Annotated in this window: 11 protein-coding genes; 1 reads left to right on the top strand and 10 read right to left on the bottom strand. The window is 70.1% G+C overall.

Going from position 1 to position 15,783, the window contains the following annotated elements:
* The 7 genes from ACX1DX_RS04755 to treY form a co-directional block, all read right to left on the bottom strand.
* A complete protein-coding gene (locus ACX1DX_RS04755; RefSeq protein WP_459397802.1) occupies positions 1 to 1,269 on the bottom strand; it encodes an AI-2E family transporter in 1,269 nt (422 codons plus the stop codon).
* Entirely contained in the window at positions 1,266 to 2,372 is a 1,107-nt protein-coding gene (locus ACX1DX_RS04750) for a DivIVA domain-containing protein (protein ID WP_459397801.1), read from the bottom strand. Before ACX1DX_RS04750 ends, ACX1DX_RS04755 begins: the two co-directional genes overlap by 4 nt.
* A gap of 125 nt (positions 2,373 to 2,497) precedes the next feature.
* On the bottom strand, positions 2,498 to 2,947 hold the full coding sequence (mce, locus tag ACX1DX_RS04745) for a methylmalonyl-CoA epimerase (protein WP_076058548.1): 450 nt from the start codon (positions 2,945 to 2,947) through the stop codon (positions 2,498 to 2,500).
* Between the two features lie 55 nt (positions 2,948 to 3,002).
* A complete protein-coding gene (pgm, locus tag ACX1DX_RS04740) occupies positions 3,003 to 4,631 on the bottom strand; it encodes a phosphoglucomutase (alpha-D-glucose-1,6-bisphosphate-dependent) (protein WP_459397800.1) in 1,629 nt (542 codons plus the stop codon).
* A 14-nt stretch (positions 4,632 to 4,645) separates the two neighbouring features.
* Positions 4,646 to 5,545, bottom strand: a complete 900-nt coding sequence (locus ACX1DX_RS04735) for a tetratricopeptide repeat protein (RefSeq protein WP_459397799.1) — start codon at positions 5,543 to 5,545, stop codon at positions 4,646 to 4,648.
* 19 nt (positions 5,546 to 5,564) lie between these two features.
* The gene (gene treZ, locus ACX1DX_RS04730) at positions 5,565 to 7,244 is read right to left on the bottom strand and encodes a malto-oligosyltrehalose trehalohydrolase (RefSeq protein ID WP_459397798.1); all 1,680 of its coding nucleotides are present in this window, start codon (positions 7,242 to 7,244) and stop codon (positions 5,565 to 5,567) included.
* Positions 7,244 to 9,772 carry a malto-oligosyltrehalose synthase gene (treY, locus tag ACX1DX_RS04725; RefSeq protein WP_459397797.1) on the bottom strand — a complete coding sequence of 843 codons (2,529 nt, stop codon included), beginning with the start codon at positions 9,770 to 9,772 and terminating at the stop codon, positions 7,244 to 7,246. Before treY ends, treZ begins: the two co-directional genes overlap by 1 nt.
* A 33-nt stretch (positions 9,773 to 9,805) precedes the next feature.
* On the opposite strand from treY, the gene ACX1DX_RS04720 reads away from it, so the two are divergent.
* On the top strand, positions 9,806 to 10,177 hold the full coding sequence (locus ACX1DX_RS04720; protein ID WP_459397796.1) for an ankyrin repeat domain-containing protein: 372 nt from the start codon (positions 9,806 to 9,808) through the stop codon (positions 10,175 to 10,177).
* A 21-nt stretch (positions 10,178 to 10,198) separates the two neighbouring features.
* Here the strand turns inward: ACX1DX_RS04720 and ACX1DX_RS04715 are convergent, their stop codons facing one another.
* The 3 genes from ACX1DX_RS04715 to ACX1DX_RS04705 all read right to left on the bottom strand — a co-directional run bounded on the left by ACX1DX_RS04715 (position 10,199) and on the right by ACX1DX_RS04705 (position 15,780).
* Positions 10,199 to 10,984, bottom strand: coding sequence for an NUDIX hydrolase (locus ACX1DX_RS04715; protein WP_459397795.1), 786 nt, complete (start codon positions 10,982 to 10,984; stop codon positions 10,199 to 10,201).
* The gene (gene glgB, locus ACX1DX_RS04710) at positions 10,981 to 12,876 is read right to left on the bottom strand and encodes a 1,4-alpha-glucan branching protein GlgB (RefSeq protein WP_459397794.1); all 1,896 of its coding nucleotides are present in this window, start codon (positions 12,874 to 12,876) and stop codon (positions 10,981 to 10,983) included. Before glgB ends, ACX1DX_RS04715 begins: the two co-directional genes overlap by 4 nt.
* 84 nt (positions 12,877 to 12,960) lie before the next feature.
* Positions 12,961 to 15,780, bottom strand: a complete 2,820-nt coding sequence (locus ACX1DX_RS04705; RefSeq protein ID WP_459397793.1) for an AfsR/SARP family transcriptional regulator — start codon at positions 15,778 to 15,780, stop codon at positions 12,961 to 12,963.
* Positions 15,781 to 15,783: the final 3 nt, after the last annotated feature.

Genomic DNA, 15,783 nt, shown 5'->3' with positions numbered 1-15,783 from the left:
TCAGGAGGCGTCGAGCGCCGGCTGGATGATCTCGCGGTACAGCAGCAGCACCGCGGCGGTGGTGGGAATGGCGATGACGGCCCCGATCACACCGAACAGCATGCCGCCGATGATCGCCGAGAGCACCACCAATGCGCCCGGCACCTTCACGGTGCGCTTCATCACGTTCGGGTAGAGGATGTAGGCGTCGAACTGCTGGTAGATCACGAAGTAGATGATGGTGGCGATGCCGATGGCCGGATCCACCGCGAAACCGACGATGGCGACCGTGATCATGGCCAAGCTGGAGCCGACCAACGGGATGAAGCAGAAGATCGCGACGACGAAGGCCAGCGCCAGGGAGTAGTCGCCCAGCCCGGCGATGTTCATGAAGATCAACGCAGACACCGACGCGATGCTGACGATCACGAACATGCCGGTGATGTAGCCGGAGACGCCGCCGAAGATGCCGTCGGCCAGGTAGCGCGCACGGGGGCGCCGGCTGGCGGGGGCGAGGGCGTAGATGGTCTCCTTGATGGTGGGGAGGGACGCCAGGAAGTACACCGTGAGCACCAACGTGACGATCACGGAGAAGACGAGGTTGGCCACCAGGCGGCCCGCGCCCATCAGCCCACCGAAGAGGTTCTGGAGCAGCGCGCCGGAGGTGATGAACTCCTGCGCCCGCGCCAGCACTTCGTCGCGCTGTTCCCACTCCGCCAGGAGCGGATGGTTCAGGAGCGTCTGCAACATCTCCGGCAACTGCGTGGTGAGGGCGGTGGTCTGCTCGGTGAAGATGGGCACCAGCGCCACCACGCCCAGGGCCAGCACGCCGAGGAGCATGAGGGTCACCAGCGCCACCCCGATGCCGCGGGGTACGCGCAGGCGGGTCAGGAACTCGACGGCCGGGTTGAGCCCCAGCGCCAGGAAGAGCGCCAGGACGGCGAGGATGAGCACGCTCTGCACGGTGAGGACGGCCTGGGCCAGCGCCAGGGCGACGAGCACACCGATGGCGCCCATGAAGCCCATGCCGAAGGCCGAGTAGCGGCGCTCCTCGACGGCGTGGGGAGTGGGGGGCACCGGCTCGACGATGGCTTCAGGCAGCGGCGTGAGTATCTTGCGGGCGCCGCGCGCCGTCGTGCCGAAGAAGCGGCCGACGACGCGGGGCAGCCGCGCGCGGCCGGCCCCGACGTGCCTGGGCGTGACTGCCGTGTCGGGGGTGGCGCTGGGCGCCTCGGAAGCGGGGGCGGCCCCGGGGGCGGCGTCGGCCGCCGCCTCGTTGGGGTGGCTCACGGTTGCTCGTTGCTGTTTCGGATGATGGTGGTCTCGCTGTCCGGGTCTGCGGTCGGGATGACCGTGGTGGTGTTCTCGGCGTACTGCTCGCCGGATTCCTCGGCCAGGGCGCGCAGGTTGCTCAGTTGCCCGAGCGCGTTCGCGCGGCGGGCTTCCAGCGAGGCGATCTCGCGCTCCAGCTGTTCCTTGCGCCAGGCGACCTTCTCCTCGAGCTCCGCCTCTGCGCGCGAAACGCGCTCGCGGAGGACGGTGAGCGTCTCCTCGCTCTGGCGGGTGGCGGTCAGCCGGATCTCCTCCGCGGCCTTCACCGCCTCGGCGCGGATGGCCTGGGCCTCGTCGCGGGCCTTCCTGGCCCGGTCCGTCGCGGCAGCAGCGTCCTTGTCCGCCTGGGCGAGGCGCTCAGCGATGGCGTCGTCCGTGGCCTTCGCATGGGCCGCGAGTTCCGTGGCCGACTTCTCCGCGGCGCGCTCGGTTTCAAGTTTGAGCTCGATGGCCCGGCGCTCCGCCTCCTTCAGCACCCGGTTCGCTTCTGCCCGGCCGGCTTCGAGGAGGCTCTCGGAGCGCGCGTTGGCGCCGTCGAGCACTGCCTTGGCCCGGATGCGGGCGTCTTCGAGGATGAGGTCCGCGTCGCGGCGCGCGGTTTCGAGCGTGGCCTTGCCCGCCTGTGCCTGCTCCTGGCGGAGTTGGCGCAGCCCCGCGAGGCCGGTGAGGCGCACGTCGTCTGCTTCCTGCTGCGCGGACTCGCGCAGCGCGGCCGCGGTGCGCCGCGCTTCCGTCTTGATCCGTTCCGCTTCATGCTGGGCGCGGTCGATGAGGTCGCCCGCCTGCGCCTCGGCAGACCGGAGAAGGCCGGCGGCGTGGGCGCCCAGCCGGCTGAAATCCGTGTCGCCGACGGTGTCGCGGACGTAGCGGGTTTCGCGGGCCTGCTCACGCACCTGCATCTTGAGTTCGGCGACGCGGTTCTCCAGCTCCCGCACGTAGCTGTCGACGGAATGCTTGTCATAGCCGAGCATCGAATTGGGGAAGCTGCCCACCGCCGAGGCCCTGTCGTCGAACAGGTTGAGTCCGGTCTCCTCGGTTTCGAGGTCCTGGGGTTCAGTCACCGTGCAGTCCTTCCATCTCGCTCTTCCAGAGCCTAGTCGGTGCCCGCGCCGGATCACCGGAACCGACACGAAGGGGGCGGGGCGGATGACCGCCCCGCCCCCTCTGTGCCGGAAAGCATGCAACGTCAGTGCGCTGCGGGCTCCTTGGGGAGTTCAACGAGCTCGAGGAGCACACCACGTGCGTCCTTGGGGTGCACGAAGTTGATGCGGGAGCCGCCGGTGCCGCGCTTGGCCTCCGGGAACAGGAGGCGCATGCCGCGCTCCTTGAGGGTTTCGCTGACCTTGTCGAGGTCCGCCACGCGGTAGGCGAGCTGTTGCATGCCGGCACCGTTGCGGTCGATGAACTTGGCGATGGTCGAGTTCTCGTTCAGCGGGGCCAGGAGCTGGATCTTGGCGTTCTCCTCGCCCTGCTCGCCGGTGCCCATCATGGCCTCGGCGACGCCCTGCTCCTCGTTGACCTCGCGGTGCAGTTCGCGCCAGCCGAAGACCTCCGTGTGGAACTTGACGGCCTCATCGAGGTCCGGGACGGCCAGGCCGACGTGATCGATGCAGATGAACAGATCAGAGTTTTCCATGGCTCCTAGTTTTCCATAGGGGGTTCGGCCGCCGGCGGCGGGGTGGCCCTCGGACTCAGTTCTCGAGGGCGGCGTCGACGAGCGCCTTGGCGGCCACCTGCACCTCCGCGAGATGCTCCTCGGAGCGCAGCGATTCGGCATAGATCTTGTACTTGTCCTCGGTGCCGGACGGGCGCGCCGCGAACCAGGCGCTGTCCGTGGTCACCTTGATGCCGCCGATGGGCGCGTCGTTGCCGGGGGCGTGCGACAGCACCGTGCGGATGGGCTCCCCGGCCAACTCGTCGACGGTCACGTCGGCGCGGCCGAGGCTGCCGAGGCGCGCCTTCTGCTCGCGGTTGGCGTCGGCGTCCACGCGTGCGTAGTAGGACCTGCCGAATTCGGCCTCGAGTTCCGCGTAGTGCTCGCTGGGGGTCTTGCCGGTGACGGCGATGATCTCGGACGCCAGCAGCGCCAGGAGGATGCCGTCCTTGTCCGTGGTCCACGTACGGCCGTCCAACGTCAGGAAGGACGCGCCCGCTGATTCCTCACCGCCGAAGCCGATGGAGCCGTCCATCAGGCCCGGCACGAACCACTTGAAGCCGACCGGAACCTCCACGAGGCGCCGGCCGAGCTTGGTGGCCACCTTGTCGATCAGCGAACTCGACACCAGCGTCTTGCCGATGCCGGCGGCGGACGACCAGCCGGAACGGTGGGCGAACAGGTAGTTGATCGCCACCGCCAGGTAGGCGTTGGGGTTCATCAGGCCGGCGTCCGGCGTGACGATGCCGTGGCGGTCCGAATCCGCATCGTTGCCGGTGGCGACGGTGTACCTGTCGCGCTGGGCGACGAGCGAGGCCATGGCGTTGGGGGAGGAGCAGTCCATGCGGATCTTGCCGTCGGTGTCGAGCGTCATGAACCGCCAGGTGGGGTCCACCTCAGGGTTGACGACCTCGATGGGGAGGCCCTGCTCGGCGAGGTACTGCCAGTACTGGACGGACGCGCCGCCCATGGGATCAGCACCGTGCGTGAGGCCGGCCGACATGATGGCGGGGAAGTTGAGCGCCTGGGCCAGCTCCGCGCAGTAGGGGGAGCGGTAGTCGTAGCGCTCGATGTCCGTGGCGATCCTCTCGTAGGGTGTGCGCCTGACGGCGCCCATGTCCGAGAGCAGTTCGTTGGCGCGGGCGGCGATCACCTCGGTGGCGTCGCTGTCTGCAGGACCCCCCGTCGGGGGGTTGTACTTGAAGCCGCCGTCGCGCGGCGGGTTGTGCGACGGGGTCACGACGATGCCGTCCGCCTGCGCCGCGCCGCCGGTGTTGTTGTACCGGATGATGGCGCGCGAGACGGCGGGCGTGGGGGTGTACTCGTCCTCGCGCTCGGCCAGCACCTTCACGCCGTTGGCGTGCAGCACCTCGAGCGCCGTCTTCCAGGCGGCCAGCGACAGGGCGTGGGTGTCCTTGCCGATGAACAGCGGCCCGGTGGTGCCCTGCGCGGCGCGGTACTCGACGATCGCCTGGGTGGTGGCGGCGATGTGCGCCTCATTGAAGGCGGTGTCGAGGGAGGAACCACGGTGCCCCGACGTGCCGAAGACGACCATCTCGTCCGGGTTGGACGGATCCGGTGTGCGGTCGTAGTAGGCGGCGAGGAGTTCGTCGACGTTGATGAGATCTGATTCCTGGGCCGGCAGGCCGGCGCGCTCATGTGCCATGCCAGTCATCCTATTCAGAACAGGACGGACGCGAGCCGGCGGCGTGCCTTGAGGACGACCTTCTCAGCGCGGCCGACGACCTCGAAGAGCTCCAGCAGGCGCACGCGGATGGCGTCGCGCTGCTCCTCGTCGCTCTCGGCGGCAAGGCCGAGCAACCTGTCGAACGCCTCCTCGTAGCGGCCGTTGATGACCTCGAGGTCTGCCGCGTCGAGCTGGGCGGCGACATCGTCGGGCTGGGCGGCGGCCCGCGCCACGATCTCCGCGGGGTTGAAGGTGGCGGAGCGCTCCAGCAGAGCGCTCTGGGCGCGGCCGGCGACGACCTCGGCGTCGTGCGGGGTCTCCTTGAGCAGTTCGTCGAATTCCCGGACGGCCTGTGCGAAGTCGCCCGCCTGCAGGGCGGCGTCGGCCTTCGCGAAGCGCGGGTTGGCAACGGGCTGCTGCTCGGCGTCGCCGTTGCCGGCGGGGGCCCCGCCCACGGGCTGGGCCCGGCCGGTCATGCCGTTGCCGACGGCGAGCTGCGCGATCTGGTCGAGTACTGCCGAGATCTCCTCGCGGGACTTGGTGCCCTGGAACAGGGGGGCCATCTGGCCCCCGATGAGGGCGACGACTGTGGGCACGGCCTGAACGCCCAGCGCCTGGGCCAGCCGCGGTTCGGCATCCACATCGACGCGGCCCAGCAAGAAGCGACCCTGGGCGGCGTTGATCAGCTCGGCCAGCGCTGCGGAGACCTGCTGGCCGTTGGGGTCCCGGGGGGAGAAGAACTCGACGACCACCGGGTGCTGCATCGATGTGCCGGCGAGGTCGTTGAAGCTGGCCTCGGTCACCGAGGTGACGTAGCTGCCACCCGTCGGCGCGGCATCCGTCAGTGAGGACAGGTCAACGGCGCCCGGGCGCGTGAAGTTCGCATCAGTCATGGGTTCCATCTTGCCAGGCTCACCCGCGCCGCACGACGATGCAGCCGCCGGTCGATGCGAGCACCTCGCCGCGGGGGGCCCTCACCCGGTCCGGGACGCGGGAGGCGAGGATCGTGAACGGTCCCCGGTGCAGCGCCACGGTGTCTGCGTCGAGCACCTCGGCACCGACGGCGGCGAGGTCCGGGCTGCGGAACTCGGGGTGTTCGCGGCGCAGGCGGAGCAGGGTGCGGTACCACTCGAGCATCTCGGCGTGGTTCCCCTCGGAGCGCTCCTCCCAGTGCAGCTTCGCGCTGAGGAAGGTCTCCTCAGCCTGGGGGTCAGGGGTCTGTTGCTGCCATCCCATGGCGGCGAATTCCCGGGCCCGGCCCTCGGTCACCAACGGCCCGAGCTCCGGGCCGAGCTGGCTGAAGTAGGGGAATGGGCTGGAGGCGGCCCACTCCTCTCCCATGAAGAGCATCGGCGTGAAGGGTCCCAGGAGGTACAGCGCCGCGGCGGCCGACTGAGCGGCGTGACCGGCATGCATGTGGAAGCGGTCGCCCACGGCCCGGTTGCCCACCTGGTCGTGGTTCTGCAGCGAGGCCACGAACGAGTGCCCGTCGTAGTGGGGGCTCGTCGGGTCCACGGGCGCGCCCCACCGCGTGCCCCGGAAGGCGGAGATGCCCCCGTCGCGCACGAACACCCGGGTGAGGGCCTTGACGAGGATCTCGGGGGTGCCGTAGTCGACGTAGTAGCCCTGCGTCTCTCTGCCGAAGAATGAGTGCAGCGCGTGGTGGATGTCGTCGGCCCACTGCCCGTCCATGCCCCTGGCTCCGGGGGACGTGCCGACGGGGGAGACCATCTCGGCGCAGTTCAGGTCTGACTCCGCGAACAGGGTGAGCGGGCGGCCGGTCTCGGCCTCCCAGCCGGCCACCTCGTCGGAGAGTTCCGCGAGGAAATGCCGCGCCGAGTCGTCCCGGAGAGCGTGCACGGCGTCGAGGCGCAGCCCGTCCATCCCGATGTCGACGAGGAAATGGCAGGCCGACCCGATCAGATAGCGGCGCACTTCCGCGGACCCCACATCGTCCAGGTTGACGGCCGGTCCCCAGGGCGTGGTGTGGCGCTCGGTGAAGTACGGGCCGAACTTCGACAGGTAGTTCCCCTCGGGGCCGAGGTGGTTGTGCACCACGTCGAGGAGCACGGCCAACCCGTGTTCATGGGCCGCGTCGACGAAGCGCACGAGCGCCTCCTGGTCGCCGTAGGCCGCGTGCACGGACCAGGGCGCGACACCGTCGTAGCCCCACCCCCGGTCACCGGCGAAAGCGCTGAGCGGCATCAGTTCGACGGCCTCGACCCCGAGCTCGAGGAGGTAGGCGAGACGACCGGCGGCGGCGTCGAGGGTGCCCTCGTCCGTGAACGTGCCGACGTGCAGTTCGTAGAGGACCTTGCCGCGCAGGGGCGTCCCGAGATATCCCGTTGGGCGTTGCTTGGGCAGAGCCACAGCGCGGCTCAGGCCGTGTACCCCGTCCGGGAGGCTGAGAGAACGCGGGTCCGGGAAGGGGCCCTCGCCGTCCAGGACGAAGCCGTAGCGGCTTCCGGCGTCGAACTCATGGTCCGCGACCCACCATCCGGGCCTGAGGGGGTCCGGCCGCATGGGGTGGCGGCTGGTGCCCAGCTGCAGTTCGACGACGGTGGGCAGGGGCGCCCAGACCTCTGGGCGCATCAGGCGTCCACCGCCATCAGCAGCGAGACGGGGAGGTCTGTCAGGAGGCTCGCCAGCGGTTGCGCGCCGCCCTCGATCTCCAGACCGGTGAACATGCAGCGGTACCGGCCCTCGGGGAGGATGATCAGGTGCTCGCCCCAGCCTCCCCGCTCAGCCAGTGCAGAGGGGAGCCGGGTGGCGACCGTGACCGCGGTCACGCCGCCGCCTTCGGTGCCCCGTGCGAAGGCCACTGCGTGACCGGAGGTGGTGGGGACCGGCGCGTAGGTGGCCCCCGGGCCGCGGAAGGCGTCGGCGTTCTGGCGCCGCAGCCGCAGGGCGCGGCTGGTGACCAGGAGCTTCTCGGCGTCCAGGGAGCCCGGTGCGGTGATGGCGTCGAGTTCGGCGAGCAGCTTGGCGCGCCTGACGAAATCCACCGGCCGGCGGTTGTCGGGGTCGACGAGGGAGACGTTGACGATCTCGCAGCCCTGGTACACGTCCGGCACCCCGGGCATGGTCAGTTGGATCAGCTTCGCGCCCAGCACGTTGCAACGGACGGTGTCCGCGGTCACGTCGTCGAACTCCGCCAGGGCCGCGGCGCACCGGTCGTTCCTCAGCCCCGCGTGCGCGAGGTCCAGCACCGCCGACTCGTAGGCGGCTTCCGGGGCGGTCCAGGTGGTGTGCCGCTTCGCCTCGCGCATCGCCTTGGTCAGGTACCTGTCGAGCCGTTCCTCGGTGATGGGACGCACGGCCGCCAGGGTCTGCCACACGAGCAGTTCGGTGGCGCCGTCGACCAGCGGCGAGCGGATCTCCTCAGTGGCGGCGCGCAGTTCTGCCAGGCACGCCTCCCAGGCCTTGGCGTGCTCCAGCAGCGCGGACAGCCGGGCCCGGACGTCCTCGGAGCGCTTGGTGTCGTGCGTGGACAGGGTGGTCATGGTGGCCGGCCACTGCTGGTTCAGCTGCTCGCAGAAATCATGGAAGGCATCAGGCGAGATCCCGACGATGGTGGGTTCGCTGCCCACCTCGTTGACACCGACGAAGCGGTTCCAGCGGTAGAAGGCGGTGTCCTCCTTGGCCTTGGCCATCACCGGCCCGCAGGTCTGGGCGAATCGGATCATGAACTCCGCGCGGAGGGCACCCACATCAGGCGGCGAGTCCGGCAGCTCGGTGGTGACGGGGTGCGCCGTCACCGAGGGCAGGGTCTCGGGGCCGCCACCCTCACCAGTGGGGTCTTCGCCCGAGACGAGGGCCACGATGAAGTCGAGCGTGGCCTGCTCGTCGTCGTCCAGCTCCGGGCGTGCCCGGTCTGCCGCCTCGTGCACGACGGCGAGCTCGGCGTCGTTGGCGGGCAGCCCGGGTTCGAGGTAGGCCCTGTAGCGGTCCATGTGGACGAGCAGGCTCCGGATCGCCCGCTCGAGGTCGCGACGGGTGTGGTCGCGCAGCCTCAGGTCTGAGCCGCAGACGGCCACGGCGATGGAGGTGAGCCGGTTCACCTCCGTGAACAGCATCGTCCTGACCAGTTCCTCCTTGGCCTGCTGGAGCACCTGGCCGAACCAGCCTTCGGACGTGTCCGCAGTGCGCTCCCACAGGTCGTTCAACCTGGCCAACTGGCTGGAATCGTGGAACAGACCGTTGACCCGCAGCAGGGCGTCGTAGCCCGTGGTGCCGGCGCACCGGGAGCCCTCCGGCAACTGCTCGTGCGGCTCCAGGATCTTCTCCACCACCACCCAGCAGCCCCCGGTGGCGCGCTGCAGCATCTGGAGGTAGCCGCGCGGGGTGGCCAGGCCGTCCGGATGGTCGATGCGGAAGCCGTCGATCAGCCCCTCGTCGAACAGCTCGATGAGCTTGGCGTGGCTCGTCTCGAAGACCTCCGGGTCCTCCACGCGGATGGCCGCGAGCGTGTCGACGTCGAAGAACCGCCGGTAGTTGAGCTCCTCGTTGCCGACCTTCCAGTAGGCCAGGCGGTACCACTGCTGCTCGAGGAGTTCGATGAGCGGCAGGTGCTCAGTGCCCGGGCGGACCGGAAAGACGTGGTCGTGGTAGACGATGACCGGCTCGCCGCCGCCGGGGAACATCCGGTTCTCCAGCCGGATCGTGTTGTCTGCCAGTTCGTCCCCGATGCGCCGGCCGAGCACCGGCATGAGGATGGCGCGGGAACGGGTGAGGTCGATGTCGAACCAGCCGGCGAACTCCGAGTCGGCGCCCGAGCGCAGCACGTCCCACAGCGCGTGGTTGAGCCACAGCGGGGTGGGGACCGCCATGTGGTTGGGCACGACGTCGACGATGATGCCGAGCTCCAGTTCCCGGGCGGCCGCCACCATCCTGCGGAACCCGTCCTCGCCGCCGCACTCCACGGAGACCCGCGAGTGGTCCACCACGTCGTAGCCGTGCATGGAGCCCGGGGCGGCTTGGAGGATGGGGGAGCAGAAGATGTGGGTGACGCCCAGGGAGGCCAGATAGGGCAGCTGCCTGGTGGCGTCCTCGAAGGTGAAGTCCGCGTTCAGCTGAAGGCGGTAAGTGGACGTGGGTAGGGCGGATGCGGACCGTGCCATGCGTTCCAGCATAGGCGGGTTAGGGTTCCATCCATGAGTGAAATTCCTGACGGTTCGGACCCTGCGGCGCTGGCCGACTGGCTCTTCGATCGCGCACGGCAGGGCGAGACGCAGCGGTTGAGCGCCTACATCGAGGCGGGCGCGCCGGTCGACCTCACGGATGCCGACGGCAACACACTGCTCATGTTGGCCGCCTACCACGGCCATGCCGGAACCGTGCGCGCGCTGGCGGCGCTGGGCGCCGATCCGGACGCCCTGAACAGCCGGGGCCAGTCGCCATTGGCCGGGGCCGTGTTCAAACAGGAACAGGCCGTGATCGCGGCGCTGCTGGAGGCGGGGGCAGATCCCGATGCGGGTCAGCCCTCAGCGCGTGCCACCGCACAGATGTTCGGCGTCACCCTCTGACCCCTCGCGCGGAACGCGGGCTCAGCCGGCGTCGGGGACCGGGCAGCCGTTCTCGGTGAGCCCGGTGTAGCCGTCCAGCATCAGACGGATCCGGCGGGCGGACAGGTCCATGACGTGGGGTTCGACGTCCTCCGGGGCGACCCAGTGGATGGCGACGATCTCGGGGTCGTCGGTGCCGAGCCGCGAGATGGTGTCGTCGTCGAGCACCCCGCCGTCGAAGATGAGCTCCAGCGCATCCGACCAACCGAGGTACGGCGGCATCCAGTCGACGAGCAGTGGCTGGCCGAACCGCACCTCGATGCCGAGCTCCTCCAGGCACTCGCGCTCGCCGCCGACCCGGGGCGACTCCCCGGGCTCGACGACACCGCCGGGCAGCTCCCAGTCGTCCTTGTAGGACGTCTCCAGCAGCAGCACCCGGCCCTCCGCGTCGCGGAACAACGCATGGGCGATCAGGCGCTTGGTGGGCAGGATCGAATCCAGCACGCCCGAGAAACCCACCTCGCCGTAGACGGGATCGATGGCGAGGCGCGAGTACACGAGGATGTCGCGGAAGACGCCCGGCTGGGGTTCCAGCACGGAGCGCAGGCGCCCCTCGAGCCGGAAGCCAGCGCGGTGCAGCGAGACCCGCGCCGCCGTGTCCCACTCCGGCAGCTCCACCTGGAGCCTGCGCAGGTTGTGGGCGAGGATGGCGTCGTCGGCGGCGAGCGAGATGGCCCGCTTCAGCGTGTCGACGTCGACCTGTTGTTCCTCCCAGCGGAGCGTGCCGACGCCGCCGGTGATGTCGACGGAGACATGGAACTCGCTCACTGACCTGCTGCCCTGCGCAACCAGACCGATCCGAGCGGGGGCACCGTGACGTTGGCGCGCGCCGGCCAGTGGCCCCACGGCTCGTCGATCGCGTGCACCTCGCCGAGGTTGCCGAACTCGCCTGAACCGTCGTAGATGGGCGCGTCAGTGTTGAGGATCTCCTCCCAGCTGCCGTCCATGGGCAGGCCGATCTCGTAGTCCTGGAGCGGCACGGGGGAGAAGTTCACGATGCAGGCGACATGGTTGCCCTGCGAGTCGTGGCGGACCCAGGACAGCGCGTTGTGCCCGGGGTCGTCCGCATTGATCCAGCTGAAGCCGTCAGGGGAGCTGTCCAGCTCGTAGAGCGCGGGGTTGGCGCGGTAGATGAGATTCAGGTCGCGGAAGAGGCGCTGCAGGCCACCGTGCCCCCACAGCTCGCTGACCCACCACTCGAGCGAGACGGATTCGTTGAACTCCGGGCGCTGGCCGAACTCGCAACCCATGAACACCAGCTGCTTGCCGGGGAAGCTCCACATGAAGGAGTAGTAGGCGCGCAGCGTCGCGAACTTGCGCCAGTCGTCCTGGGGGACCTTGTTGATCATGGAGCCCTTGCCGTGCACGACCTCGTCGTGGCTGATCGGCAGGATGAAGTTCTCCGAGTACTGGTAGACCATCGCGAAGGTGAGCAGGTTGTGCTCGTGCTGGCGGTAGACCGGGTCGAGCTGCAGGTAGCGCAGCGTGTCGTTCATCCAGCCCATGTTCCACTTGAAGCCGAAGCCCAGCCCGCCCTCGTGCACCGGCTTGGTGACGCCGGCGAAGCTCGTCGACTCCTCAGCGATCATCAGGACGCCGGGCTCGCGCTCGTAGAGGTGGCGGTTGACGTAGCGCAGGAAGTCGATCGCCTCGAGGTTCTCGCGTCCGCCGTGCTGGTTGGGCACCCACTGGCCCTCCTCACGGGAGTAGTCCAGGTAGAGCATTGAGGCCACGGCGTCGACGCGCAGCCCGTCGACGTGGAACTCCTGGATCCAGTACAGCGCGTTGGACACCAGGAAGCTCTTCACCTCGTTGCGGCCGTAGTTGAAGATGTAGGTGCCCCAGTCCTGATGCTCGCCCTGCCGGGGGTCAGCGTGCTCGTAGAGCGCGGTGCCGTCGAAGCGGCCCAGCGCCCACGCGTCCTTCGGGAAGTGGCCGGGCACCCAGTCCATGATCACGCCGATGCCCGCCTGGTGCAGGCGGTCGATGAGGTAGCGCAGGTCATCAGGCTTGCCGAAGCGCGACGTGGGGGAGAAGTAGCCGGTGACCTGGTATCCCCAGCTGGGCTCGAAGGGGTGCTCCGCCACAGGCATCAGCTCGACGTGCGTGTAGCCCTGCCACTTGACGTAGCTGACCAGTTCTTCGGCCAGGTCCAGGTAGCTCTTGCCCTTGCGCCAGCCACCGAGGTGTACCTCGTAGATGCTCATCGGCTCGGCGTGGGCCTGCGCGGCGCGCCGCTTGGCGATCCACTCGTCGTCGGCCCAGAGGTACTTCGACTCGTAGACGATCGACGCGTTGGCCGGTGCCTGCTCGGAGAACCGGGCCATGGGGTCCACCTTCTCGAGCCACTGGCCGTCGGCCGTCTCGATCCGGAACTTGTAGAGCGTGCCCTCGTCGAGGCCGGGGATGAAGGTGGCCCACACGCCGGTGCCGGGGACGAGGTGGAGTTGGTCGCCGGTCCACCAGTTGAAGTCGCCGATCACCTGGACCGAGCGCGCGTTGGGCGCCCAGACGGCGAAGCGGACGCCGGTGACCTCCCGGCCGTCGTCGTTGACGCTGACCACCTTGCTACCGAGGCGCCGCCACAGTTCTGTGTCGCCGCCGCTGTGGAAACCCTCGAAGTCCCACCCGGTCAGTCCGCCGAACTGGTCATGCGCCATGTCTTGCTCCCATCGTGCAGGTCTGCGCGCCAATCTAGCGTGCCCAGGGGTGCGCCGCTGGCGGACGTGGCTACGTGCCTGGTTTCAGGCGTTGGCGACGGCTGCCAGCCAGCGCTGGACCACACCGTCGGGATCGGATCGGCCGATGAGACGGTTCTCCGCGAACTCGGGGGCCGCCCGCAGCGCGGCCAGCGTCGGTTCGAACAACAGCGCCCACGGTTCCTCGGGATGCCGGCCAGCGCGGTGGGCCACCTGGTCGGCGGCGCCCAAGAAGCGGGCCCCGAGGCCGGGCCGGCCGAGTTGCGTGTGAGCGAGGGCGATGCAGCGCAGCGCCACCACCTCGTGGCGCGTGCGGCACCCCACTTCGTCGAGTTTGGCCAGCACCGTGGTGGCCATTCCGATCGAGGCGGCGGCCCCGCCCTCCGCGAGCTCGACGACGGCCGCCTCGGCCGAGACCGCCACAGCTCCCATCCCCATGGGGTGCCGGGCCGACAGCTCCAACATCTCGTCGACGTTGACCCGCGCCTGTGCCACCCGGCCCAGGCGGACGAGGGGCTCCACCAGCCGCCCCAGCGCCGCGACCAGATCCTGGGGGTCCCCGTGGCGTCGGAGCTCGGCGACGCTCCGGAAGCCGAGGTCCACGGCGTGCTCAGTGTCACCTTCGGCGTCCGCGGCGGCCGCGGAGCAGCCCAGCGCCAGGGCGCGCAGCACCGGGTCGTGGCCGGCCGCCGTGGTCGCCTCCTGCGCGCACCGCGTCACCTCCTCCGGCCGGAGGCCGGCTGCGTGGAGGCCCCCGACGCTGCACCAGCCCTCGACGACGAGCCGGCTGTGGTGCCAGGGCGTGGTTTCCGCCGCACGGAGGGACGCCTCCAGGGCGTCGGGGTCGCCTTCACCGGTCAGGACCACCAACAGCCCCAGCGCGACCTGCAGGGCCACCCTGTCGTCGGGATGCGCGTTCTCCAGCGCACCGTTCAGGACGCGGATGCCCTCGCGCACGCGGGCGGTGGCGAGCCAGAAGGGTTCGAGCCACGGCAGCAGGACCCCCGGGTGCCCCGCCTCGCAGGAGAGCGTCACGGCCCGCAACACGGCGGACTGGTCGTCCAGAAGCGCCCGGACCGAGGGCTGTGACCCGTCCGGGGGCCGCACCAGGTCCGTCACAGCGTCGAGCAGCGCGTCCCGGGTGGGGCCGTCGGAGTCGCCGAGGGCCTGCGCCACCGGGGGCAGGACGAGGAAGTGGTCAGAGTCCGTGGGTCCGGTGACGAGGCCGGCGTCCACGAGTTCCATCAGCGCCTGGGGGCTGCGACTCAGCGAGTCGACGAGGTGCCCACTGACGAGTCCAGCCGCCTCGGCCATGGCGCGCAGCAGCATCCGCGCCTCCGGCGAGCAACCGTTGGCCGCCCACTCGACGACGGCGGGGATGCTGCGCCGGGGATCGCGGTCCGTCGTCAGGGCTGCGAGCGCCTCAGGGGACCGGTGCAACTGCTCGACCAGCCGCGCGGGGGACGACGCCCTGATCCGCGCGGCGAGGAGCTCGATCGCCAGCGGCAGGCCACCGCTCAGCCGGCACAATTCTCGGATGTCGGCCGCGGAATCCTCCAGATCGATGCCGGGCGTGGCGCGGCGGCAATGCCGGACGAACAACTCCTCGGCGGCCGACGGGCCGCTGGGATCCGACGGGAGCGGGGGCACGACGATCGCCGCCTCCGGGCCGATGCCGACCGGCTGACGGGCGGTCACGAGCACCGTGGCCTCAGGCGCGGCGGACAGCAGGGCGAGCGCGAGGTCCGCGAAACCGTCGAACTGCTCCGCGTTGTCGGCAACGAGGACGCACGGCCCGGCCCTCGCGATCGTCTGCGTCGGATCCCCGTCCCCGACCGGCAACTGGAGGGCTCGGCACCAGGATTCCAGCGCGTCCCTGGGCGTGGACACCTGCATGAACTCCGTCGTGGCCACCCGGCGGCCCGCCGCCTTCAGCCTGTCCACCACGGCGATGCAGAGGGCGGACTTGCCCACCCCTCCGAGGCCGTGGAGCGTCACCAGCCGGTGCGAGCCCACCGCCGAAAGCACTCGCTCGACGAGGTCGTCGCGCCCGACGAGGTCCGCCGTCGGCAGCGAGGCTCCCTGCAACGTCGGCGGAGTGACCGGGGACGGCAGCTTGTGGTTGAGGATGTCGCGCTGCAGCGCCGTGAGCTCGGGCGACGGCTCCACGCCGAGCTCGTCGAGCAGCGTGCGGCGGGCCTGGTGGAACGTCTCCAGGGCGGCACCGGGCTGGCCCGCGTGGTACTGGGCGGCCATCAGTCGCGACCAGGACGCCTCGTCGAGGGGATCGTCGGCCACCAGCGACCGCGCTTCCTCCACCGCGCGCTCCGCACGGCCGCTGCGGAAGAGGGCGATGATGTGGTCGCGGCGGGCGGCGACGTGCCGCTCGGCGATCGCCCGGCGGGCCTGCTCCAACCAGGCCGTCAGGTCCAGCCCCGCCAGCAGCGGGCCTGAGGCGAGCGTGAAGGCCCGTTCCAACACCTCCAGCGCCTGGTCCGGGGCGGCGCTACGGAGGAGGGACTGCGCGCGGGTGACGAGAGCCTCGAACATGGCCACGTCGACGTCGGAGATCCCGCAGGACAGGGTGTAGGTGGCGCCGTCGCGGACGATGGGGAAACCGAGCGGTTCGACAACCTTGCGTAGCCCTGAGACGTGAACCTGGAGGGCGTTGTGCACGCTGTCCGGCGGTTCGTCCCCCCAGAGCGCGGAAACGAGGTCCGGCACGGGGACGGGGCGGCCGGGCCTCAGGGCGAGCGCAGCCAGCAGGACCCGCTGCCGCGTTCCGCTCATCATCACAGGGCCGGCGCCGTCGGCCCCCAGCACCCGGGCGGGGCCGAGAAGGCGAATCCGGCAAGCCTTCTCCATCGA

It is taken from the genome of Tessaracoccus zhenghani (assembly GCF_054552775.1).
Note: the sequence above shows the minus strand (reverse complement) of the source record. Positions and strands in the feature narration are given on the sequence as shown.